Consider the following 24,539-nt stretch of genomic DNA (forward strand, 5'->3'; position numbering starts at 1 on the left):
GGTAAGCCGATGTAACACAAGCGCTTGAAACATGAGGCCGGAGCAGATCCGGTACAGATGGAGGGAGTGCCGTGAACAAGAGTTATGAAGTTGAATATTGCAATCTGGAGCTGCGGTTCAACCGTCGGCATATCCAAAATCTAATCAAAGACCTAATTCGTGAGGGGTATTCACTATATTGGAGCGAGGACGAATCCTTCTTTATCCTGTCAGTCCGCACCGGACGTAAGCTGGTAAAGCTCCGTTTTCAACAGACGCGCAGCGGGAATTATAAAATGACAGGAGATTATCTGATCAAGGATGCCAAGCTTGCAGAGTGGCTGGAGAAGCTGATTGGCGATACACGCGGGCATGCCGTGGTGAAACGCTTCAAGGATCAGCAGATGACGGTGGAGAATATTTTGTTTGGTGAAGTGATTCGTCTGGTGGAAGTGTCAGGATTCAAGCAACGGGTCATTTTCCAAAAAGAACCTGCGCCAACCGCGGAAGAGATGGAAGAGATGTTCCTCTCGCGTGAAGGTGAAGAGCGGCTTATGCTGCTGCGTATGGAGATTGATGATGTGCTGGAACGACTGCATCATGCGATACAGATTAGTAACACAGAGAAGGCTAATACCTGCCGTGAAGCACTGCAGCGGTTGTCCGGACATCTGCTGATGCTGGAAGGATGAGGTAAACTGTGTTTGAGCATCGTTTTTATTGAAGAGGGCTGTTCCCGAAGGTTATTAACAGACTAGGGGCAGCCCTTTGATGTGCAGTGCAGAGAGACTCTGTTGTTTGGTTTGAATCCCGAATCGTCAGAGCGTTTATTCTTCCATTCGTCTAAGGACGCCTAGGATCAATAATAGAATCCTCGGAATTCTCCACATGAGTATCAAATTGCTCAATTCCTTGTTCCAGAATTAGATCGGCTTCAGTTACAGTGATTGGGATGACCCATAATAGAGGCACCGTCTCATGGCCTGTATATATGTTTTCGAGGGCTTCGTTTTCTCCTCGCAATTCGTCAATTAATAGAGCGGTCGCATTCCAGTCTGTCGGTGCCAAGGTACTTGATTTCATCACACGCGGGATATCGGAATTCGGTGCATGTTCGATATGATGTGTAATAATATCCGCAAAATAGCTGTTGACACGATCCGCAGTTGCACCGCCTAAATCCGATTGCAGTGCCAGCATCCACTCTGCGGCGACTTGTTCCCCGGAAGGACGGGTTGCTTGAGACAAACCAATAGTGACAAATCGGGAGATACCGGACTGTATTGTTGCAGGGAAATAGTAAATTTCCACATGAATGTTTCGCTCCGTTTTGGAAAGTATCATTCTGCTCTCAGGCAGGCCCCATTCATTCATATAGGTTCCCAAAAGATATGTCCTTTGAATATCCAGCGCAAAACGTTCTTCATTCGAAAGCTGCTCAAGTGTCATCTGCACGCTCCTCCATTCAGATTGATTCGTTGATCTTACTATAATAACGTATTTATGAAAATACAATGAACACCTGAGTCGATTCCGGTGTTTTCTCGCTGTCCGGCGGGGGTGCGGGGTTCACTTTCACACATAAAACCGTTAAAATGAGTATATTGTTGAGATTTTTTTCAATAAAATTAATTGGAGTAAAGGATGGAGGACCAGATGACAAAACAACAAATCGGCGTAATTGGCCTGGCAGTCATGGGGAAAAATTTGGCCTTTAATATTGAAAGTAGAGGATTTTCAGTATCGGTATTTAACCGTTCGCCTGAGAAAACACATGATCTTCTGAAAGAAGCAGAGGGTAAAAACCTGATCGGAACGTTCTCTGTTGAAGAGTTCGTAGCTTCCCTGGAATCACCACGCAAAATTTTGATCATGGTACAAGCGGGTAAAGCAACCGATGCAACGATTGAGCAATTGCTTCCTCACTTGGATCAAGGAGATATTATTATTGATGGCGGTAATGCCTATTTCCCTGACACCGTTCGTCGCAGCAAAGAGCTGGAAGACAAGGGTATTCGCTTTATTGGTACAGGGGTATCCGGCGGTGAAGAAGGCGCGTTGAAAGGCCCTTCCATTATGCCAGGTGGACAAGAAAGTGCTTATAAACTGGTAGAACCGATCCTCACGGCAATTTCGGCCAAAGTCGGTGACGACCCATGTTGTACATATATCGGACCAGACGGTGCGGGACACTACGTGAAAATGGTACATAACGGCATTGAGTACGGTGATATGCAATTGATCGGAGAAGCGTACCACTTGCTGAAATCGGTACTGAACGTATCCGTAGAGGAATTGCATGAAATCTTCACCGAATGGAACCAAGGGGAGCTTGACAGTTACCTGATCGAGATCACCGCGGATATCTTCTCCAAATATGATCCGGAAACGGGCAAACCGATGGTTGATGTCATTCTGGATGCCGCTGGACAAAAAGGAACAGGCAAATGGACAAGCCAAAGCGCACTGGATCTCGGCGTACCCTTGTCCATGATTACGGAATCCGTATTCTCCCGTTTCTTGTCTGCCATGAAAGATGAGCGAATCGCTGCAAGCAAAATCCTGAACGGACCTAAGGCAGAGGCATTCTCCGGCGACAAAAAAGCGTTCATCGAGAGCGTGCGCAAAGCGCTGTTCGCAAGTAAGATCGTATCCTACGCCCAAGGCTTCGCACAGATGCGTGCCGCATCCGACGAGTACGGCTGGGATCTGAAATACGGCAACATCGCGATGATCTTCCGCGGTGGCTGCATCATCCGTTCACAGTTCCTGCAAAACATCAAGGAAGCATACGACAAAGACGCAGCCCTGAAAAACCTGCTGCTTGATCCGTACTTCCAAAACATCGTGGAAACTTACCAGGATGCATGGCGTGAAGTGGTGGCGGCTGCGGTGAAACAAGGTATTCCGGTACCTGGTTTCTCGAGCGCATTGTCCTACTACGACAGCTACCGCACAGAGCGTTTGCCAGCGAACCTGCTGCAGGCACAACGCGACTACTTCGGCGCACACACATTCAAACGTGTAGACAAAGAAGGCAGCTTCCACCACAACTGGATGGAGTAATCTTCGGATAAAAGAATGTCATGAGGGACTTGGAGGACCGGATCATACCGGGGACCACCAGGTCCCTCTTTATTGGCCTTCCCCCGTTCGCAGGGCTGTGTTATGATAGGACAAAAGTGCTCACGAAATGCTTGAATTAAAGGAGTGTACACCTTGAGCAAGTCTAAAAATATTATTCTCATCGGCATGATGGGAACGGGCAAGTCAACCGTTGCCGAGATGCTTTCTCGCGAGCTGGGATACCGATTAATTGATGTGGATGCCGCGGTTGAACAGGAGGAAGGCTGTACCATTCCGGAATTGTTTTCGGGCAAAGGAGAGGCGCATTTCCGTAATGTAGAGAACCGGATGTTGTGCTCGGTACTTGAGAACAATGGACAAGTTATTGCAACTGGAGGCGGCGTTGTACTTCGTCCGGATAATTGTGAGGCGATGTCAGCGAATGGCTGGGTGGTTGCCCTTACGGCCGACCCTGAGGTCATTGTGGAACGTGTGAGCAGCTGTGAGAACCGTCCACTCCTGGCAGGTAATGCGGAGGAACGGATTCGAACAATTATGGAAGAACGCAAAGATGCATATCGGTTTGCGCATTACACGGTGGATACAACTGCGTTGTCTGCGGCCGAAGTGACTCGTTTAATTTTAGCGCATTACCGCGTCTAAGCTTGTGATCGTCGAAGAAGTGAGAGATATAAGTTGAACAGTCATGATGACACGCGATGCTGTCGATGGCTTCAATTTATATGGATTAGAGTAGGGAGCAGAACCTATTAAAAAAACGAGCCATATGGCCCGTTTTGGAAATGGTAGGGTGTAAGGGTGGAACCCGTTGAAGTGTAACACTCAGTAGGGTTCACCAGCTTGTACAATAGCCCTGTTTTAGTCTTCCTGCTGCCACTGCAGCATGCCGCCGACCAAGTTGGTAGAGCCGTCGTATCCGAGCTGTTGCAGATATTCACAAGCCCGCTCACTCCGATAACCGCTACGACAGATGATAATGATCTCACCTGATTTGTCGATCTCGGACAAGCGATCTGGAATCTGTCCCAGTGGAATGTGTTTGGCACCATCAATCATGCCTTGTGCGACCTCTTCGTCCTCACGGACGTCTATCATCTGCAGCTTCTCTCCCGCTTGAAGACGGCGGCGCAGCTCGGATGGTTGGATTTCAGCGATTTGTGTCATATTCAGGTCCTCTTTTCTATATGGACTTAACGTCTCTAATGATACCCAAGGGATACAGGGGATGTCAATTTGGCTATACGCAGTCACGAATACTATTTATGCAGCTTCACCATTACAATCAATAAAAGGAGAATATCATCCATGGACGTTATTGTTAACCCTACCCCTAATCTGAACGGGGAAATCGGAGCTTTGTCCTCCAAAAACTATACAACGCGTTACTTGCTGGCCGCTGCGCTGGCGGAAGGAACAAGTACGATTCATTTTCCGGCACATAGTGAGGATAGTGATGCGATGCGCAGATGTATTCGTGATCTGGGTGCTGTGCTCGAAGAGGACGACAGCAAAATTGTCATTCAAGGCTTTGGAAGTAACCCGCATAATGTACGTGAATTAAACGTTGGGAATGCTGGTGCTGTGCTTCGTTTTCTGATGGGCGTAACGGCACTATGCCCTGAGGTCACATTTGTAAACACGTACCCGGATTCTCTTGGTAAACGGCCGCATGACGATCTGATTGATGCGCTTGGTCAAATGGGTGTACAGGTAGAGCATCAGCAAGGGCGTCTGCCGATTACGATCAGAGGCGGTCATGCGAAGGGTGGACATATTCGTGTGTCCGGCTCGGTGAGTTCCCAGTATTTGAGCGCATTGCTGTTTGTGACACCGTTGCTTGCTGAAGACAGTACAATTGAGGTTCTGAATGATTTGAAATCAAAAGTGGTCATTGGGCAGACGCTGGAGGTTCTTGCACAAGCAGGTATCATCATTCATGCAAGTGACGACTACATGTCATTCCGTGTTCCTGGCGGACAGGCTTACAAGCCTACAACGTACACCGTGCAGGGGGATTACCCTGGCTCGGCCGCCGTACTAGCTGCCGCAGCGGTTACCCAATCTGATGTGAAGATTCTTAGACTGATGGAGCAGAGCAAGCAAGGGGAGCGTGCCATCGTTGATGTGCTGCGTATGATGGAAGTGCCACTCACCCATGAAAATGACGTAGTTCACGTTCAAGGAAATGGCAGATTAAAGGCGATTGAATTCGACGGAGATGCGGCTACGGACGCCGTATTGGCCATGGTAGCGGCAGCAGTGTTTGCGGAAGGCACGTCACGGTTTTATAATGTAGAGAACCTGCGTTACAAGGAATGTGACCGAATTACGGATTATTTGAATGAACTGCGGAAGGCCGGAGCGAATGTGGAGGAGCGTCAAGCAGAGATTATCGTACACGGGCGTCCTGAAGGTGTTGAGGGCGGCGTAGAGATTAATGCTCACTATGATCACCGTGTCATTATGGCGCTTACTGTCGTGGGTCTGCGGTCCAAACAACCTCTCCGTATTCGCGATGCACACCATGTAGCCAAGTCATATCCGCAATATTTTGATCATTTGCAGGCGCTTGGCGCTTCGGTTCAGTGGGTAAAAGAGTAAATTAACACGTTAAGCAGAAAAGGATGGTGCTTGAACATGGAATTTAACAACCCTACTCGAGAAGAAATTGGACACATCTTGCGCAAAGCAGGCAACATCGCTGTTGTCGGCTTATCGGACAAATCGGACCGTACCTCGTATATGGTCGCGGAAGCTATGCAGAGCAGAGGATATCGTATCATCCCTGTTAATCCGCAAGCACAGGGAGAGATTCTTGGTGAGAAGGTATATGCCACACTCGCAGATATCCCCGAACCTGTGGATATTGTTAATGTTTTCAGGCGTGAGGAGTTTTGCGCGGAAGTCGCTCGTGAAGCCGCTGCGATCAAAGCCAATGTATTATGGCTTCAACTTGGCATTCATAACGATGAGGCTGTCCAGATTGCGGCAGAGAACGGCATGACTGCAGTCACCAATCGTTGTATCAAGGTAGAAGATTCCATCGTTCTTCGCGGCGCTGGCCGCGGCTAAGAGCCTTACTGCTGTCGAGGCAGCATTACTCCAGTGTACGACTTAAACGAGAATCCCGTGCTCTTCCAGAGACACGGGATTTTTCCTGTTGAACGTAGTAAGATGGAATGGAAGTATAAGGAGGATGAAATACAGATGAGATGGTGTCTTAAAAAGGCAGTCATTCTGTTTCTTGTTGTTGGGTGTGCAGTAACTCTCCGACTAGAGACTCCCGTTTCTGCTGCCAATAAAGCTATTTATGCAACGGATGTGTGGACAAGACAATCGCTTTACGCTGCGCCTGCCAAGAAGCCAGAAGTGAAATGGGGGTTGGACTTCAAAGATGAGGTGAAACAGCTGGTAGTGGATTCCAAAGGTGTTCTTTATGTTATTTCCCATTTTTCAGGGCCTCCTTTATTGACTGCTGTGACACCTCAAGGAAAAGTGAAATGGTCTACAAAGCTGGAACATATTAATAACATATCAGACGTGTATCTGTACAATGACAACTCCCTGGTTATCCTTGGGGATGATATTCCCGACGAAGGCAGGGGGCCTGAAGATTTGGGAATGATGAGCATCTCGAATTATACCTTAGAAGGTAAACGGATTTGGGAAAAGAGGTACAAGAACTACATCACTAATCATAATGTTGACGTGAATAAGGATGGAGTCATTATTTTTACGGCTTCGCATGTTGAAAATATACATAACAACAATTCCGTAAGTGAGGGAGAAGATATAAAAGAAGAGAAACGACTGCTTGGTGTTCGTATAGATGGCAGTGAAAAGTTTAACAGTCTTCTAAGAACACAAATAAATCTAACCCCGTATCTTATCGTTTCCACCCCTATTTTTGCTAAGGATCGAATTTTTTTGACTGTTTCCGCTCTGGGTGATTTGAAGCAGGGAGGGACAGAGACAGCGGGTGAACTAATACAGTATAACCAAGAGGGAAAGAAGATATCGAGCACGCCGTATACGGGGCAGAACCTTCAGAGTCCGATTTATGATAATGATCAGATTTATGTTGTCGGAGACGATAAACTTAATATCTTTGATGCGCAAGGTAAGCTAAAGAATACCGTCAAAGGTGCCCTGCGAAGTACGAATAACTTACAAGGACCCTCAATCAGCAAGCAAGGTGACGTCTTATTTGGCACAAATATTTATCATGCAAAGAGTAAGAAAGTAACGACGTTTGACAATGAGAACCTAACGACTTTTACGAGTGAACCGATCATTGATCGTAACGGGAATCTGATCTATTTATATAAAAATTCTGCTCAAAATGTAAACTGTCTGGTGTCAATGAAATTGGCCACATCTAAAGTGAACTGGAAAATAACCATTAATCATAACTTAGACAATCAATGGCTTATTTCAAAGGATGGAACAATATATGTAACTGGAACTAAACTGATGGCTATTCGTTAACAAGTTTTTAACTTCGTATAGAACTCATCTGGGGTGATTTCCTTCCCCTTTTTACTTTGACAAAATGCGGTGTAAAGCTTACCATCTAGGATAGAAAGGAGAGGTCGCCATGAATTGGCTCGGATCCTTGCAGCAGCTCGGAAGAGCGGTTATGCTGCCTACAATGGTCCTGCCCGCTGCTGCTATTTTGCTCAGTGTGGGCAGTCTGCCCTGGAACGCCTGGGGAATGGGAATGATTGGCGAAGTGTCTACCGTGGCCGGACACGGTATTTTTTATTTTTTGCCGTATTTGTTCGCTGTCGGCGTGGCGCTGGGACTCTCCAACCAGGCCGGTCAAGCTGGACTCGCAGCGCTGGCTGGAATCGTTATCTATGATCAGGTCACCCGAAATTTCGGAGATGGCACGGTGCAGCCTGCTTCATTAATCGGAATTATACTCGGTGCATTAGCCGGTGGAATGCATAATCGGTTCAAAAGCATCAAATTGCCCGAAATCTTACAGTTTTTTGGCGGTTCGAGATTTGTTTTACTTATTGTTGGGCTTTGCTCGGCCCTGTTCTCCTGCTTCATGTTATGGATTGCTCCGGTTCTTCAGCATGGCCTGAATTTCATTGCAACATGGGAGTATAGCCTTGGCGGTTTCGGATTGTTCATCTACGGTGTGTTGTACAGGGTGCTGGTTGCCTTTGGGCTTCACCATTTGCTGAATAATGTATTCTGGTTCCAGTTAGGGACCTACGAAACGTCGAGCGGCAACATCGTGCAAGGGGACTTACCGCGATTTTTTGCAGGTGATCCGACTGCTGGGTTTTTCATGGCTGGACTCTTTCCCATTATGATGTTTGCTATTCCTGCGATTGCGCTTGCGATTATTCAGGAGGCCAGGGAAGATCTGAAGCCCAAAATAAGAAAAACATTTCTAACTTCTGCGTTGGTCTGTTTTTTAACAGGGGTGTCGGAGCAAATCGAGTTTGCTTTTCTTTTTGCGGCGCCGTATCTGTTTATCGTACATGCAGTGATGTCCGGGCTGGCCATGTGGCTTAGTTACTGGCTGGATATACGGCACGGATTCTCATACTCGGCCGGTATAATTGATTACATACTCAATTTTCATTTGTCTGAGAATGCTTGGAAGCTCATTCCGATTGGCATACTATATGGGCTGGTCTATTATTTCCTGTTCCGTTGGGCGATTCGTACGTTCAAGATACCGACACCTGGACGGGAAGAAGGATCTATGCTCGAAGATTGGGTTGGAAATATCCCTTATCAAGCCCCGTTGGTTTTGGAAGCATTGGGTGGGAAAAGCAACATCGTGCAGGTGGAGGCATGTATTACACGCCTGCGTCTGACGGTTCACGATGATCGATTGATCGATACAGGCGCAATGAAGAATTTAGGATCGGCTGGACTGATCAAGCTAGGTGGAGGCAACGTGCAGGTGGTATTTGGCACCTATTCCGAACTGATTCGGGAAGAGATTGCAAAGCTGCTTGAACGGGATTTACAACAGGTATTATTCGCTGCACCGGTGCAGGGTAAAATGCTTCCGATTGAGGAAGTACCGGATCAGATTTTTGCAGCCAAGCTGGTTGGAGACGGTGTAGCTTTTGTGCCCGAGCGAGGAGAGCTGGTATCGCCTGTCTTTGGAACGATTATGCATTTGTATCCAACGATGCACGCCCTTGGTATTTCCACACGGGAGGGGCTGGAGGTCTTGCTCCATATCGGGATCGATACCTCACAGCTGAAAGGGCATTTTGAGGCATTTGTGCAAGAAGGTGATACGGTAGAGCCTGGACAATTGCTTATCAAATTCGATCTGGCCGTATTACGTGAACAGGCCGCGTCACTCACGACCCCGATGGTCATTACAAACCCGGATCGTGTGAAATCATGGAGCTTTGCTCCATTCAAGCAAGTGAAGAAAGGTCAGGCATCCGTTATGTCCGTGGTGCTCTATGACAGGAACGTTGGAGGGGTAGAATGAAGATACAAGGCATCAATGGAGCTGCAGGCATCGCCATCGGCAAAGCATTTGTCCTGCCCAGCTGGGAATGGGATCTACCCGACCAGAAAATGGATTCGGTGGATCTCGCCCAGGAATTCGAACGGCTGTACGAGGGTATACGGACATCGAAGGATGAGATCGAATTTATCAAAAATGAGTTCAAAGAAGTTGTGGGCCCGGAGGAATCCAGCATCTTTGATGCACATCTTGCTATTCTGGAAGATCCGGTATTCATGAACGAAATCCGTGGCATTATTGAACGTCAGTACAAGGCGGCAGAGGTGGCGGTAAAAGAAGCGATAGACCATTTTGTCACCATGTTTGACCTGCTGGAAGACGAATATATGAAGGAGAGGGCAATCGACATCAAGGATGTCGGCAACCGCCTCCTTAAACATCTGCTGGGTGCCCCTGAGATTACACTACCTTCAGATACCCAGCCGTATATTCTCGTTGCCAAAGAATTGTCACCCTCGCAGCTGGCGCATATGAATCCAAGCTACGTTCTGGGGATTGTTACGCTGATCGGTGGTAAGACGTCACACTCTGCTATTATGGCGCGTGCACTCGGGATTCCTCTCGTTTCCGGACTGGAAGCGAGTCTTGGTATGCCGGTAGAGACGGGAGACATGCTGGTTGTGGATGGCGATAATGGGTTAGTATTTATAGATCCGGATCGCAAAACCATTGAACGATACACAATGCTCCGCAACAAAGAGTTGAAGAAAAAAGAACAGCTGCAAGTACTTGCCACGGTAGACGCGGTGACCAAGGACGGAGCTGTGCTGAAGCTTGCTTCCAACATCAGTTCCGTGAAGGAGCTTGATCTGGCTTTGAAACACGGAGCCAAGGGTGTAGGTTTATTCCGAACCGAATTCCTGTATATGGATCGTGCGACCTTCCCCGGAGAGCAAGAACAGTATGAGGTGTACCGGCTTGTTGCCGAGAAAACAGCTGGACAGGCGGTTGTCATTCGCACACTCGACATTGGGGGCGACAAAGAGCTCGATTACTTTGAATTACCAGAAGAAGATAATCCGTTTCTGGGTTATCGAGCCATTCGAATCAGTTTGGATCGTACGGATTTGTTCAAAACTCAGCTTACCGCTATCCTTCGTGCAAGCGCAGCAGGTAATGTAAAGATTATGTATCCGATGATCTCCTCGGTTGAGGAGTTGCAACAAGCCAACGAGATCCTTCGGGAAGCGATGGCTGATCTCGATGAGCGAGGCTTGCCATATGATGCAAACATTCAGGTGGGCATCATGATTGAGGTTCCCGCAGCCGTCATGATTGCTGATTTACTTGCAGAAGAAGCGGATTTCTTCAGTATCGGAACGAACGATCTGGTACAGTATGTACTGGCGGTAGACCGAATGAATGAACAGATTGCTCATATGTATCATCCGTATCATCCGGCTGTGCTGCGGATGCTTCGGGCTACTGTAGATGCGGCGCATACGGCAGGCATTGATGTGAGTGTCTGTGGTGAGATGGCGGGGGACGAGCGCTCCATTCCATTGTGGCTGGAACTGGGGATTCGTCATCTAAGCATGTCTCCGCAATCCTTGCTACGCGTGAAGCATCGAGTCTTGAATACAACAGCTGCAGAAGCTAAAGAGGAAGCGCGTAAGTGCTTTACTCTGCGAACGAGCGCTGATATTGAGCAGCGTTTGCAGAGCTTCAACGATGCAGGCGGTAGTCCTGATGACCAGAGCGGATCAAACGCATCTTAAACGAAATTGCATCATTAGTAGACGTATATTACCTTTAAATTAATATATTCACTTTTGTACGACTTTTTCCAAAAGATATCAAAAAAACCGCTGAGCATGTCATTGCACGGCGGTTTTTTTGATTGATCCTGTTTGTATGCTCTTTTTTATTTATCAGCTTTTGCAGCAAGTGCATCACAGAATGCTTTGCCGTACGGTGGAAGATCTGGAGGGCGACGAGCGGAGATGATGTGTCCGTCCACAACTACCGCTTCATCTTTCCAGATCGCACCTGCGTTTTCCATATCATCTCGAATACCTGGTGTAGACGTAACCGTAATCCCATCCAGAATTTTGGCAGAGATAAGCACCCATCCTGCATGACAAATCTGCCCGATCGGCTTGCCGTCTCTATGCATTTCCTGCACAAGTTCCAGCACTTTGGGATAACGCCTTAATTTATCTGGAGCCCAGCCGCCTGGCACCAGTATTCCATCATAATCGGAGCTGCGCAGCTCATCGAAATTGTACTCAGCCGTAGCGGGAACGCCATATTTACCGATATATGTTTTTCCTTTTTGCTCGCCCGCCAGATGTACTTCGGCACCTTCTTCGCGCACGCGATACACGGGATACCACAGCTCAAGATCCTCAAACTCCTCATCGACCAGTGCGATGACCTTTTGACCTGTTAATCTCATATGTCAGCTCTCCTTCTACAATAAATTTGGCAGATCGTGTCTTATATTGTACCAGATTCGCTGTATGGCTTCATGCAAGCTGGTCACCACGTATATGGATAAAACGTTTACGAATCAATACCAGCCTGCAATCGACAGCCTTCATATGGGGACAGTGGTAATTTGTGCAATCTTTAGTTTACAGCAGGATTTAGGCGGAAATAGGTCGAATGGTACATACATAGAGAGCAGAGAACGAATGAGGTGATGGTTGTGCGAAAGTCGTGCAGATGTGGACATGTAATGGAATTGGAATTAAGAACAGTCGTATACGCCAAAAAGGTAGAAATTCGAAATGTACCTGTCTTTACATGTACAGACTGTGTATCATATGAGGTACTACAGCCGGTCAAACCGGATTTGACAGAATGTATCAATAAACTGGGAGAACAGCCGGTGAAGCAGGATGTCTCCTTCGGGGAACAGAACGAATTGGCCGACCTGTTACATGAGCAGTTCCTTGCCTGGCCGGATGCAACGGATCAGGAGATGGAATATCGAATGACAGAGGCTGTGGAGGGACGAATCAATCTACTCTTGGATATTATGGGCTACGCGCATAAAGCGGAGGACAAGGCGTGGATCGAAGATACCGAGCGTAGACTTGCACAGTTGTCCGGCTTTGTATGGCAGGCGCATTTCTCAAATGCCGTCTAGTTTTGACGTGCAGAATGCTTGTTTTCATGAAAATTGGATTTTTTGCTCACTTTTTGTTAAGATATCGAAGAGTGAAAACGCTCAACATGGCGGTATCGCTTATTAAGGGGGATGTATAACGAATGGCTGACATGACTAAAATGACAAGTATTGAACAGCTAAACTCCGCAGTGCAGGCGACGGAGGATCAACCCTTGCTTCTGTTCAAGCATAGTACCCGCTGTCCGATCAGCGCACATGCTTATCAGGAGATGAATGATTATTTGCATAACTCTCCGGATGAAAGCGTGAAATACGGCATCATCTACGTGGTAGAGGACCGCCCGGTATCTAACGAAGCAGCTGAGAGGTTGGGTGTTAAGCACGAATCTCCCCAAGTTATTCTGATTAAAAAAGGAATGCCGGTATGGCATACTTCTCATTCAGAGATTACCAGCGGGACGCTTGCTAGCACTTTAAGTGAGTCCTAGAGCCTATTTTAATTGATTAATGCAATAATTTGTCGTAATATAAATCTTAATGAAAATGGAATGAAAATTTACTGGTAATGGAGCGAAGTACTGTGACGGTAACCATTTATGATGTGGCACGTGAAGCTGGAGTGTCCATGGCAACGGTATCACGGGTAGTTAACAATAACCCTAATGTCAAACCGCAGACGCGGAAAAAAGTATACGAAGCAATCGAACGGCTGGGATATCGTCCGAATGCGGTAGCCCGTGGTCTGGCGAGCAAAAAGACAACTACGGTTGGAGTCGTTATTCCGGACATTTCGAACTCAACCTTTGCAGAGATTGCTCGCGGAATTGAAGATATCGCGAACATGTATCATTACAATATCATTTTGTGTAATGCAGATAAGAAGAAGGAAAAAGAAATCCGTGTTATTAATACCCTGCTTGAGAAACAAGTAGACGGATTGCTCTTCATGGGCGGAACTGTAACCGATGAACACATTCAGGCATTCCAGTCTGCAGCAGTGCCAATCGTATTGTGTGCAACAAGTGATGAGAAGGGTACATTCCCTTCTGTTGATATTGACCATGAGGCTGCAGCATTTGATGCAGTCAGCACGCTGATTCGCCACGGTCACAAGGAAATTGCAATGATCAGTGGTACGCTGCAAGATCCAGCAAACGGTTTTGCGCGTTTCCAAGGGTACAAGAAAGCGCTGGAATCGGCAGGCATCGAATACCAGGAGGATCTGGTGCGTATCGGTAACTATCGTTATGAATCCGGTGTGGAAGCGATGAAGTATTTCCTTGGACTCAAGAAAAAGCCCACAGCCATCTTTGCTGCAACAGATGAAATGGCGATTGGCGCGATTCACAGCATTCAGGATGATGGTCTGAAAGTACCGGATGATTTCTCCATCATTAGCGTGGATAACATTCGTATGGCTTCCATGGTACGCCCGCAGTTAACAACAGTGGCTCAGCCGATGTACGATCTGGGCGCGGTAGCGATGCGTTTGCTGACCAAACTGATGAAGAAAGAGAATGTGGAGAATCCAAGAGTAATCTTGCCGCATGAGACCATTCTTCGTCTGTCCGTAAGTCACGCGGGGTAATCCATTATTTCGTGAAGTAAGAGAAAGGGAGAAGGCATTCTCTCTACATAATGTTTGATTGTGCAGAAGCTCCGGAAACGGGGCTTTTGTGCTGAAAATGACTTTTGGCAATGACTTGAACTTGATCTCATATGCAGGATGATAACAGGGAGGATACAACAATGCGTGAAACAATAGGGATCATGGGCGCTATGGACGAGGAAGTAGAGCTTCTGCTTCAAGGTATGAAACAGCATGAAACGGTGAAACAAACAGGCATAACGTATGTCGCAGGTGAGTGGCTGGGCAAGCGGATTGTGGTGTGCAAGTCAGGCGTAGGGAAAGTGAATGCGGCGGTAACTACGCAGATTCTGATCGACCGTTTTCAGGTGAACCGGGTGATTTTTACAGGTGTAGCCGGAGCGGTTCATCCAGAACTGAACATTGGTGACATGGTGATCTCCTCTGTATGTGTGCAGCATGACATGGACGTAACCCCGCTAGGATTCGAACGTGGAGTGATACCGTACCAGGAGACATCAGCATTTCCGGCGGAGCCTGCATTAATTTCGTTCGCTGAAGAAGCGTGTAAGGCACAAGGAGCTCATTACCGGATTGGTAAGGTGTTGTCAGGGGATCAGTTCATTGCCAGCAAAGAGACTGTCAACATGCTCTACACTGAGATGGACGGAGCTTGTGCGGAGATGGAAGGTGCCGCAGTTGCTCAAGTGTGTTATATGAATCGTGTGCCTTTTGTAGTGTTACGCAGTATGTCTGACAAGGCAGACGGTTCTGCACATGTGAATTTTGCCGAGTTTACCGTACAGTCTTCACAGCGTTCCCACCGTATTGTTGAGCACATGCTGGAACATATGTGATCTGAAACACGTATCGATCCCATAAAGTCAATAAATCAATAAACCGCCTCACAGGTCGATTTCCATTCGAGATGGAGAACGTTCTGCAAGGCGGTTTTTTATGTATTCGAATTTCAACATTTTCTTTAGTACATAAATCGATGACGGAAGCGGACACGATCAAACTGTTCTTCCGAAGTCATGGGTACTTGACTGCCAATCCGAACCATGAGGCAATTTGCGGGATGGGAGCAGATTTCGGGATCATCTGTGGCGTACCAGGTCATATCAATGTTCTGCATGAGACGTTCCATCATTTTGCGGTAATCCCATACGGTCAGTCCGCTGCCTTTCAAGTCCCAATGCCAATAATACTCTGTCGTGAAAATAATGTAGTTTTCCATGTACTTGTCCTCCATTGCGGTAAGCAGCATTTCACGGCCAACCCCAAGGGAGCGATAGTCGTCTGCAACTTCGATGGCTCCAAGCTCGATCAGGTCTGTCATATTGCCTTCGGACCATCGTTCGCATTCATCGGCGTAGTGAAAAGTGACGTATCCGATGATCATCTCATTTTCATGGGCGATAATAACTCTTCCTTCTGGCAAGGCAGCAATCTCAGCAAGAGCTTCCTGTTGCTCTGCTGGGCGCCGAAAGGCATCCAGATCGGCATGTAAAGCCATTTGCATCATCTGCTCCGCGGGCACGGGACCCTCAATCGTAATTCGGTGGCCGGACTTGAAAATGGAACGCATATGATACTCCTTGATATGCTCCACGGTTCATTCCCCTCTCTCCCCCTACTTATAGCAAAAAAACGAAAAATTGAAAAGCCGTAGACGATGTTTGTTTCAATTTGCTATAATTGCGTTGACAAAAAATGTTCACAATTCAACACCGTTTGAATGCATCGTTTGGGTCAGGCAACGTACATGATGAGAAGTTCTCTCTACTAATGTAAGCGCTAACTGGAAGTTCAGTCAACACCAAGGCAATACGAATGAACCCTGAAGGGAATCGAAATGTCGAGTTGAAGGAGGCTGGCAAGCATGAGTCAAGCACATAATGAGATGCTGCAAACGGTGGTGTCTGAATCGAATCTGGGCGATTATACGGAAGCCAGAAACCAGTTCGATTGGGAAACGGTAGAAAGGCACTTTACGTGGCACGCCAGCGGAAAAGTGAATATGGCACATGAGGCGATTGATCGCCATGTCCTGGAAGGAAGAGGCGGTAAGACGGCATTGCTGTACAGCGACGCTTCTCGTGAAGAAGCCTATACTTTTGCAGATCTGAGCGAGCAGTCGAGTCGATTTGGTAATGTTCTGCGTAAATATGGCGTAGCCAAAGGAGATCGTGTCTTTATTTTTATGCCGCGAAGTCCTGAACTGTATTTCAGTTTGTTGGGTATTCTGAAGGTGGGCGCCGTAGCTGGCCCTTTATTTGAGGCTTTTATGGAAACGGCAGTGAAGGATCGGCTGGAGGACAGCGGTGCTGTAGCGCTTGTGACCACGCCAGAGCTTCTGGGACGGATCAAACGTTCCGAATTGCCTGAGCTGAGGCATATCTTTGTTGTCGGCGGTGGTCCACAGTCTGAAGCAGGACTGATTGATTTTGATGCTGAGATGTCGGCGGCTTCGGATGATATGGAGGTAGAGTGGCTGACGCGTGAAGACGGATTGCTTATTCATTATACTTCGGGCTCTACGGGGAAACCCAAAGGGGTATACCACGTTCAGAATGCCATGATTCAGCATTATTATACAGGCAAGGTAGTCCTCGATCTACGAGAAAATGATGTGTACTGGTGCACCGCCGATCCCGGCTGGGTAACAGGTACTTCGTACGGAATTTTCGCCCCATGGCTGAATGGGGTAACCAATGTGATCCGTGGCGGTCGTTTCAGTCCACAGGACTGGTATAGTACGATTGAGAAAAACAAGGTGAGCGTATGGTATAGTGCTCCAACGGCATTCCGTATGCTGATGGGCGCAGGGGACGAGACGATTGCCCAGCATGATCTGAGCAGCTTGCGTCATGTAATGTCGGTAGGCGAACCGTTGAATCCGGAGGTGGTACGTTGGGGCTGGAAGGCTTACGGTCAACGGATTCACGATACATGGTGGATGACGGAAACGGGAGCACAGTTAATCTGTAACTATCCAGGTATGCCAATTAAGCCGGGTTCGATGGGACGTCCTCTGCCGGGTGTAGAAGCAGCTATCATTGATGATCGTGGACAGGAGCTGCCGCCGTACAGCATGGGCAACCTGGCCATTCGTACCCCTTGGCCGTCGATGATGGCGAAGATCTGGAACAATCCAGCCAAGTATGAAGAGTACTTCAGACTAACGGGCTGGTATGTATCAGGGGATTCGGCGTACATGGATGAGGACGGCTATTTCTGGTTCCAGGGACGTATTGATGATGTCATCAACTCCTCCGGCGAGCGGATCGGACCGTTTGAAGTGGAGAGCAAGCTGGTAGAGCATCCAGCAGTTGCTGAGGCGGGCGTTATTGGCAAACCGGATGTGACACGGGGAGAGATCATCAAGGCTTTTGTCGCGCTACGTGAAGGCTATGAAGCCACGCCTGAGCTGAAGGAAGAGATCTATCGGTTTGTAAAAGAAGGCTTGTCCGCTCACGCTGCACCACGTGAGATCGAATTCAAGGAGAAGCTGCCCAAGACACGCTCGGGCAAAATTATGCGTCGTGTGTTGAAGGCATGGGAGCTTGATCTGCCGACAGGTGACTTATCCACGATTGAAGACTGATCACCGAATACAAAAAAAGCCGCAATGTTCAGTGTAATTACTGAACATGCGGCTTTTTTGTATGCTGCTAGATGATGCGATACTGTCAGACAGCTTTAAGGCTCATAGTGTATCGCTGCCGAAGGTGAGGATTCTCCAACGCTGTTGCTGGCAGATACTTTGAACCAGCCACTGGTTGATGATGGTACACCATAAACCATACTTGTACCTGATGTGGTTCCAATCTTGGTGTAAGGTTCCGAACCTGTCTCGCTATAAAAGACAGCGTAGTTTTGCACGCCGTCGGCTTCCGAGTTCGGCGCCCACTGAATTCGAAGTCCTTTTGAGAGTGTTGAGACACTCACTTGGCCTGGTGTGCTTGGAGCCGTCGTCGGTGTACTGTTGTCACTGACTGTCTCTCCAGGAGTTACCACCGTACCTGGTACCTCAATAGGCTGTTTCACTTCCGTATCTGGCCCAGTAGCACCTGCGCTGTTTACAATTGCACTTGGTGCAGATTCCTTGCCTGCAACGTCAACAGCAGTGACATAAAATGCGAAGTTACCGCCTGCTGTTGCGTACGCTGAGAAGGATCTGGACTCACCTGAGAGCACGACTTGACCTTGATTCTGGAACCCGGCACCACCGACTGAACGATAGAGACGATACCCGACTACATCACTTTCAGGTGTAGCATTAAATGTAATGGATGCCCGCTCCCCTGAAATGGAGAGACGAACATTGCCAGGTGCATCTGGTGCTTTGCCGTTATCGGTGCGTGGATCAACCTCGGTCGGTAAATCCGCGGCAGCATCTTCCGGCAAGTAGTATGCAAGCGACTCGTGACGACTCATACGTTTGAATGCATTCTGCAATTCTTTAATGAGATCCGAGATTGGTTTTTTACGCTTGATGACCGTCTTTTCCTTCAACATATCCGCAGGTGTTTCGTCACGCGGAATGTAGTTTACACCATTGTACGTAATATATTTTGATTTAGCGACAGCATCATCGCGTTCCTTCGGAATAAATTTGCTATTAAAAATGTCAGTAACAAATTTATCAGTCAAGGATGTTGGCAACTTGCCACTGTATGCGGATACTGTCCGTGTTTCGATACCGGAAGGTTTTTGGAATGAGTTCGTGACAAACAGATCCTTCTTGGTTTCTATCACTTCATTCATAATTTTAGCCCAGAGTTGCTGAGCGCGTTTACGCTGTGATTTATTCTCCAGTGTATTAATGGGCTGTTTATAACCAACCCATACACCGAGCGTAACATCTGGTGTGTAACCTTCAAACCAGACATCGGCGTAGTTTTGGGTCGAACCTGTTTTACCAACAATCGGGATGCTTGATCTGTACTTGTAGTTTTCTCGTACTTTATCGGCTGTCCCTTCAGATATAACGGTACGTAGCATATCGGTCATCAGATAGGCCGTCTGCTCTGAAAAGGCCTGTACCGGCTCGCTGTCGTGTGTATATACAATATTGCCTTTGGAATCAACAATTTTACTAATCATGTAGGAATCATTGTATACCCCTTTATTGGCAATCGCACCGTAGGCACTCGTCAGTTCTTCCACGGTCACACCATATTGAAGTCCACCGAGGACACCAGTCTGGGCTTGATAATCTTGCTTCTGAATCGTTGTAATGCCAAGCTTTTTTGCAAAAGTCCAAGCTTTGTCGATTCCAACCTCTTCATTGAAAAGTTTCAGGGCTGGTATGTTCAGTGAGTAATTCAATGCTCTGCGAGCCGTTACCAGACCTTGGTAGCGGTTATTTGCGTTCTTCGCGATATGGTATCCGCTAGAACCGTCTTTTAGAATGATTGGTGAATCATCAATTATAGAGGCGGGTTGAACAAGACCTTCCTCCAGAGCTGGCAGATAGGCGGCAATAGGTTTCATTGTTGAACCCGGCTGACGGATCATCTGCGTTGCATAGTTCATCTGCTCATCCTGGAAGCTCCGGCCTTCAATCATGCCGAGGATTGCTCCTGTTTTATGATTAATCAATATGGCTGCTGTCTGCTCTTTTCCTTTGACAGGATCATCCGCAGAGAAATTACTATTATCTTCGGCAATGGTGCGCATCGTTTTGTAAATATTTTTGTTAATCGTTGTATAGACGCGATAACCGCCTGTGCGCAGCTGTGTCTGAGCTTCTTCCAGCAGTGCGCTATTTTCCTTCCGGGATGGCTGAGCATCTGTACTATTACCTGTTGTTTTCGTTTTGTCCGCAGTCAGGTGCTGCATGATAATCTGTGCCGCTTGACGTTCCGTTTCCATCATAAGGTATGGATAAGTGTTGTAAGCTTTAATGGTTTTCGGAGCGAGCGTGCTTTTGATATCAAAGGCTAAAGCGTTGTTATACTCCGATTGTGTAATTTTTCCAAGTTCCAGCATCCGGCGAAGTACAAGACGCTGGCGATTGATTGCGCGATCAAATTTGTCCTCTACAAATTCCCCTTTACCATTAAAGGCGGAGTAGGAAGAGGGCGACTGAGGTAATCCAACCAAATAAGCAGCTTGAGCTATGTTTATTTTTTCGAGATCATTGATATTAAACAGTCCCTTAGCGGCTGCTTTAATTCCGTAAACGTTGTAACCGCTGGAGCCATTGCCAAAAGGCACCTTATTCAGGTAGGCTGTCATAATCTCGTCTTTAGTCAGAAAACGTTCCAGTCGAAGGGATAACAGGATCTCCTTTACTTTGCGATCCTCCGTGCGATCCAGATTAAGAAATACCCGTCTTGCGAGCTGCTGTGTAAGCGTACTGCCGCCCGTTTGTACTGATTCTTTCAGTACTTTCTGTTTCACGGCACGCAGTGTTCCGCTCATGTCCACACCTTTATGTTCGTAAAAATGATTGTCTTCAATCGAAATAACAGCATCAATAACCCTTTTTGGGATCTGGTCAAAGGTGACTGGACGCCGGTCTTCTTCCGTACGCAGTTGACCAATCGGACTGCCGTCAGAAAAGTAAGCAAAGCCTGTGATGGAGTTTTCGCTGACTTTTTGTTCAATCAGGGCCCTTGAACGGACAGGTTCGTCTTTTACAATAGAGCTGACGTAACCCATTAGAGCACCGCCCGCGAATAGTGCGCCCATAAATCCTAGGACAACCATCCACATAACGAAGCTGCCCAGTCTGCGGGCAAAGCTGCGTTTGCGTACAGGCTGTTCTTCAGGCTTTTTCTTAGTAACATCAACCATTCAGTGTCTTCCTCCTTTTAACAGCACTAATTATAGCATAAAAAGACCCGTTTGCATGCCTGAGAAATACAAGTAATGGTCGAAATTTGCCAATCTGGCATGGATTATGATATATAGCATGTGATAACGGTGGACATTTCATGAGTTGAAAAACAAAGAAAACAGGCTAGCCCTGCATGAGAGTAGGCCAGCCTGTAAATGTTGATAGAACAGTTTATAAATGAGAAGAGTTTACAACGTTATCTTCTTCAAGTTCTGAAGCGCTGAATCAATTCTAACAATTCCTGCGTGAGATGTGCCAGCGAAGCAGAGGCTGCAGTGATTTCTTCCATCGATGCCAGCTGCTTCTCAGATGCTGATGCAACCTGGCTTGCATGATTTGCCGTTTCATGACCGATGGTTTTAAGCTGCTCAAGCGATGAATCAACCTGTTGAGACTCGCCTGACATCTGTCTGGCAATCGAGGAGACTTGCTCGATCTGCTCGTTCACATCGGCGATCTGTGAAGAGATGGATAAGAAAAGTTTACTACTCTCGTTCATCACATCGGCAATATGAATAACTTCAGCGTTTCCTTTCTCCATCATTGCCACGATAGCATGAACCTCTTGTTGTACCGACTGAATCAGCACTGCAATATCGGCAGCTGATTGCCGGGATTGTTCCGCTAAATTGCGAATCTCGGCAGCGACGACACCGAAACCACGTCCATGTTCACCTGCTCGTGAGGCTTCTATAGAAGCATTAAGGGCGAGAAGGTTGGTTTGACGACTTACTTCGGTAATTATGCTTGTAATACGTCCAATCTCTTCTGAGCGCTGTTGAAAATGTTCCAGCGCGGTCATGGATGATTGTACAGATGAATTTGCACGATCAACCATAACCATAGCAGCCTGCATCTTGTCTGTACCAGATGAAGTCCGTTCGGTCACAGATCTGGATGCATGACTTACTTCAGCAGCAGCTTCGGCTATTCTTCCAATACCTGCTGTAATCTCATTCATCGAACGAGAGGAGTGCTGTAACTCTTGCACCTGCTTCTCGGCCTTGTTCGCAACTTCCAGTCCCGTAAGTGCCATCTGTTCGGCGGCTTTGCTGGTATCCTCCGCGCCGGCCGTTAATTGCTGCGAAGTTGAGCCCACCGATAAGGCGTGTTCGGATATAACGGAGATCGTATGTCGAAGTGTATTCATCATCTCATTCATGTGAACAGCCATGACTCCAAACTCATCCTTAGATTTCACGGTCAACTTTTGAGTTAGATCGCCTTCAGCGAGCTGGCCAGCTACAACGTTAACTCTGTTTAGCTGCTTAACAATGGAGATGATCGTGTACGTTACGACGCTTGCCAGTAACAACACCGCCAGCACAGCGATGAACACAGACCATTTCAAGCTTTCATAGAAGGGCTGGAGAATATGGTTTTTTGGCAAAGCGGATACCAGATGCCAGCTCGAATCGGATCCTTGAAGCCTTGCGGATTCGGCAATAAATAATTCTGCTTTATTACTGTCAACCGTAGCGTAGAAGCCGGTTTCATCTGACTGAATACGCTGGATAAGCGTTTGGGTACTGGCGGAAATTTCAGCATTTTCTTTGGTTAGTTCTGGCCTGGAACCGTGAGCGGCAATGTGCCCTGCGTTTGTAATCAGCATGGCATACCCCTGGTCGGGATTCAGTGATGCGATATTTTGCTGGAATCGTTCAATGGTAAAGTCGGCCCCTACGATACCCAAAAATGTATTGTTTTCATCAAGCAAAGGTAGAACGATGGAAACGAGCAAGGTTTCTTTACCAGCCACTTTATATGTGGTGGGCTCTGACCAATAAACCTTTTTGGTTGCTTTTGGCTGCTGATAGTATTTACTGGTCTCACTGTTCCCCTCATAAGTGGTGAGAGGTTCAAAGTGCAGCGTGTTACCGTCTCGGATAACGTAAGGGACAAAGCGGCCAGTAGCGTCGTCATACTTATCTTTATTAACATGTTCAGCATCTTTGCCGTCAAAGGCATTAGGTTCCCATCCTGTATAGAATCCAAAAACCTTCTCGTCCTTTTTCAAATATTTCTCCAAAAGACGGACGATGTCCTGACGGTTCAGCGATCCGCTTTTTGAAGCATCAAGCAAGGCAGTACTCAAGCTGTCCAATGTGTTTTTTACCTGGTTAATGTCTGTCATAAACTCATTCGTAGCCACATTTGCCGACCGTTCCGCAACCGCTTCGCCATATTGCAGGCTTTTATCGTAGATGGCTTTGGTGTTGAAGGAAATTAATGCGCCAATGGAGCAGAGGAGTACTAAACCGAGCAGTAATCCCAGCTTCACGGCGAGCTTACTATTTCTTAAAAATTGCATGTGCAGCCCCCTATGATGTCGTTCTATTTACACTCAATTTCTTTTTTTGCTTGCTGCGACCTTTTTGCCTCTAAAAGGGACTAATCATATTATCGTTATGTAGTGGCTAATAATGAAGATATTTAGGAAGAAAAACAACAAAAAAAAGCTGCCGGGAAAATCCCGGGCAGCTTTTTTTTGTTGTAATCCAACGATTAACGGTTGTAGAACTCGACGATTTGTTTTTCATCGATGTCTTGGGACAATTCAGCACGCTCAGGCAAGCGAATGAATTTACCTTCTACAGCTGCTTCGTTGAACTCAACGTATGCTGGAAGATGCGAACGGTTTGCCAAAGCTTCCTTAACGGAAGACAAACCGCGGCTTCTTTCACGCAAGCCGATTACATCGCCAGTGCTTACTTGGTAAGAAGCGATATCGACTTTTTTGCCGTTTACAGTTACATGACCGTGTGCTACCAATTGACGCGCTCCAGCGCGGGAGTTAGCAAAGCCAAGACGGTAAACGAGGTTGTCAAGGCGGCACTCAAGCAAGAACATGAAGTTCTCACCGGCAATACCTTGCATTTTTTGCGCTTTGGAGAACAATGTGCGGAATTGTTTCTCACCCAAACCGTACATGTGGCGCAATTTTTGTTTTTCTTGCAACTGCATACCGTAGTTGCTCATTTTTCTGCGTTGGTTAGCTCCGTGCTGACCTGGAGGGAAAGGGCGTTTCAATTCTTTGCCTGTTCCGCTCAGGGAAATGCCGAGGCGACGGCTTAATTTAAATTTAGGACCAGTGTAACGTGCCATGTTTAAAGTAGCTCCTTTTTAGTTAAAGTTCATAATAGGGCTCTGTTTGCGCTCCAATTTGTTGATGCGGGCTTGGCCTCGCATAGAACGATCAGGAAAGTTCAGCCGCTGTCCTGAAAGCAACAAAAAGAATGAGGGTGACACAACCGGTAATGCCCAAATTTAAAGACCGTTTTAGTAGTCTTCATCAACAATTTATTCTACATTCTGAAAGAAGCAAAGTCAAGTAATACATAAATCCAGAAAAACGTCTAAATTTGTCGATAGGTCATTAGGCCTAAAATAATGGGACGATTTTCTGAAATATGGATGCAAAAAAGATTAAAACAGAGTA

20 protein-coding genes are annotated in these 24,539 nt (G+C 47.0%); 13 read left to right on the forward strand and 7 right to left on the reverse strand.

Annotated elements, in window-relative coordinates; translation table 11 throughout:
• The first annotated feature begins 71 nt into the window (after positions 1–71).
• A complete protein-coding gene (locus ACR8BL_RS26590) occupies positions 72–671 on the forward strand; it encodes a hypothetical protein (protein WP_434750317.1) in 600 nt (199 codons plus the stop codon).
• A 151-nt stretch (positions 672–822) separates the two neighbouring features.
• On the opposite strand, the gene ACR8BL_RS26595 is transcribed toward ACR8BL_RS26590, so the two are convergent.
• Positions 823–1,428, reverse strand: coding sequence for a suppressor of fused domain protein (locus ACR8BL_RS26595; protein ID WP_434750318.1), 606 nt, complete (start codon positions 1,426–1,428; stop codon positions 823–825).
• 207 nt (positions 1,429–1,635) lie between these two features.
• Here ACR8BL_RS26595 and gndA point away from each other — a divergent pair, with 207 nt between their 5' ends.
• Both gndA and ACR8BL_RS26605 read left to right on the forward strand, forming a co-directional pair.
• Positions 1,636–3,045, forward strand: coding sequence for an NADP-dependent phosphogluconate dehydrogenase (gndA, locus tag ACR8BL_RS26600; RefSeq protein ID WP_434750319.1), 1,410 nt, complete (start codon positions 1,636–1,638; stop codon positions 3,043–3,045).
• A gap of 153 nt (positions 3,046–3,198) precedes the next feature.
• Positions 3,199–3,708, forward strand: coding sequence for a shikimate kinase (locus tag ACR8BL_RS26605; RefSeq protein WP_434750320.1), 510 nt, complete (start codon positions 3,199–3,201; stop codon positions 3,706–3,708).
• Between the two features lie 216 nt (positions 3,709–3,924).
• On the opposite strand, the gene ACR8BL_RS26610 is transcribed toward ACR8BL_RS26605, so the two are convergent.
• Positions 3,925–4,230, reverse strand: coding sequence for a rhodanese-like domain-containing protein (locus ACR8BL_RS26610; RefSeq protein ID WP_434750321.1), 306 nt, complete (start codon positions 4,228–4,230; stop codon positions 3,925–3,927).
• Between the two features lie 141 nt (positions 4,231–4,371).
• Here ACR8BL_RS26610 and aroA point away from each other — a divergent pair, with 141 nt between their 5' ends.
• From aroA to ptsP, 5 genes are all read left to right on the forward strand, one after another.
• Positions 4,372–5,667: a 3-phosphoshikimate 1-carboxyvinyltransferase gene (aroA, locus tag ACR8BL_RS26615; RefSeq protein WP_434750322.1), complete on the forward strand. Its 1,296-nt coding sequence runs from the start codon at positions 4,372–4,374 to the stop codon at positions 5,665–5,667.
• A 36-nt stretch (positions 5,668–5,703) separates the two neighbouring features.
• Positions 5,704–6,138 carry a CoA-binding protein gene (locus tag ACR8BL_RS26620; RefSeq protein ID WP_434750323.1) on the forward strand — a complete coding sequence of 145 codons (435 nt, stop codon included), beginning with the start codon at positions 5,704–5,706 and terminating at the stop codon, positions 6,136–6,138.
• 102 nt (positions 6,139–6,240) lie between these two features.
• Entirely contained in the window at positions 6,241–7,554 is a 1,314-nt protein-coding gene (locus tag ACR8BL_RS26625; protein WP_434750324.1) for a hypothetical protein, read from the forward strand.
• 109 nt (positions 7,555–7,663) lie between these two features.
• The gene (locus ACR8BL_RS26630) at positions 7,664–9,544 is read left to right on the forward strand and encodes a glucose PTS transporter subunit IIA (RefSeq protein WP_434750325.1); all 1,881 of its coding nucleotides are present in this window, start codon (positions 7,664–7,666) and stop codon (positions 9,542–9,544) included.
• Positions 9,541–11,301, forward strand: coding sequence for a phosphoenolpyruvate--protein phosphotransferase (gene ptsP / locus ACR8BL_RS26635; protein WP_434756484.1), 1,761 nt, complete (start codon positions 9,541–9,543; stop codon positions 11,299–11,301). The genes ACR8BL_RS26630 and ptsP overlap by 4 nt, the downstream gene beginning before the upstream one ends.
• 146 nt (positions 11,302–11,447) lie before the next feature.
• Here ptsP and ACR8BL_RS26640 read toward each other — a convergent pair whose 3' ends face one another.
• Positions 11,448–11,981: a type 1 glutamine amidotransferase domain-containing protein gene (locus ACR8BL_RS26640; RefSeq protein ID WP_434750326.1), complete on the reverse strand. Its 534-nt coding sequence runs from the start codon at positions 11,979–11,981 to the stop codon at positions 11,448–11,450.
• A gap of 282 nt (positions 11,982–12,263) precedes the next feature.
• On the opposite strand from ACR8BL_RS26640, the gene ACR8BL_RS26645 reads away from it, so the two are divergent.
• From ACR8BL_RS26645 to ACR8BL_RS26660, 4 genes are all read left to right on the forward strand, one after another.
• The gene (locus tag ACR8BL_RS26645) at positions 12,264–12,677 is read left to right on the forward strand and encodes a hypothetical protein (RefSeq protein ID WP_434750327.1); all 414 of its coding nucleotides are present in this window, start codon (positions 12,264–12,266) and stop codon (positions 12,675–12,677) included.
• A 122-nt stretch (positions 12,678–12,799) separates the two neighbouring features.
• Positions 12,800–13,147, forward strand: coding sequence for a bacillithiol system redox-active protein YtxJ (gene ytxJ, locus ACR8BL_RS26650; RefSeq protein WP_434750328.1), 348 nt, complete (start codon positions 12,800–12,802; stop codon positions 13,145–13,147).
• Between the two features lie 92 nt (positions 13,148–13,239).
• Positions 13,240–14,247 (forward strand): catabolite control protein A, encoded by a 1,008-nt coding sequence (gene ccpA, locus ACR8BL_RS26655; protein ID WP_434750329.1) that lies wholly within the window; start codon positions 13,240–13,242, stop codon positions 14,245–14,247.
• 161 nt (positions 14,248–14,408) lie between these two features.
• On the forward strand, positions 14,409–15,104 hold the full coding sequence (locus tag ACR8BL_RS26660) for a 5'-methylthioadenosine/adenosylhomocysteine nucleosidase (protein WP_434750330.1): 696 nt from the start codon (positions 14,409–14,411) through the stop codon (positions 15,102–15,104).
• Positions 15,105–15,229: 125 nt separating this feature from the next.
• Here ACR8BL_RS26660 and ACR8BL_RS26665 read toward each other — a convergent pair whose 3' ends face one another.
• Positions 15,230–15,862: a GNAT family N-acetyltransferase gene (locus ACR8BL_RS26665; protein WP_434750331.1), complete on the reverse strand. Its 633-nt coding sequence runs from the start codon at positions 15,860–15,862 to the stop codon at positions 15,230–15,232.
• A 270-nt stretch (positions 15,863–16,132) separates the two neighbouring features.
• Between ACR8BL_RS26665 and acsA the strand changes: the two genes are divergently transcribed.
• Positions 16,133–17,857: an acetate--CoA ligase gene (gene acsA, locus ACR8BL_RS26670; protein ID WP_434750332.1), complete on the forward strand. Its 1,725-nt coding sequence runs from the start codon at positions 16,133–16,135 to the stop codon at positions 17,855–17,857.
• A 95-nt stretch (positions 17,858–17,952) separates the two neighbouring features.
• Here the strand turns inward: acsA and ACR8BL_RS26675 are convergent, their stop codons facing one another.
• From ACR8BL_RS26675 to rpsD, 3 genes are all read right to left on the reverse strand, one after another.
• On the reverse strand, positions 17,953–21,057 hold the full coding sequence (locus tag ACR8BL_RS26675; RefSeq protein ID WP_434758287.1) for a transglycosylase domain-containing protein: 3,105 nt from the start codon (positions 21,055–21,057) through the stop codon (positions 17,953–17,955).
• 248 nt (positions 21,058–21,305) lie between these two features.
• A complete protein-coding gene (locus tag ACR8BL_RS26680) occupies positions 21,306–23,411 on the reverse strand; it encodes a methyl-accepting chemotaxis protein (protein ID WP_434750333.1) in 2,106 nt (701 codons plus the stop codon).
• Between the two features lie 194 nt (positions 23,412–23,605).
• Complete coding sequence (rpsD, locus tag ACR8BL_RS26685; protein WP_434750334.1) at positions 23,606–24,205, reverse strand: 30S ribosomal protein S4; 600 nt, start codon at positions 24,203–24,205, stop codon at positions 23,606–23,608.
• Positions 24,206–24,539: the final 334 nt, after the last annotated feature.

The organism is Paenibacillus amylolyticus (assembly GCF_051136285.1).
Taxonomy (GTDB): Bacteria; Bacillota; Bacilli; order Paenibacillales; family Paenibacillaceae; genus Paenibacillus; species Paenibacillus amylolyticus_F.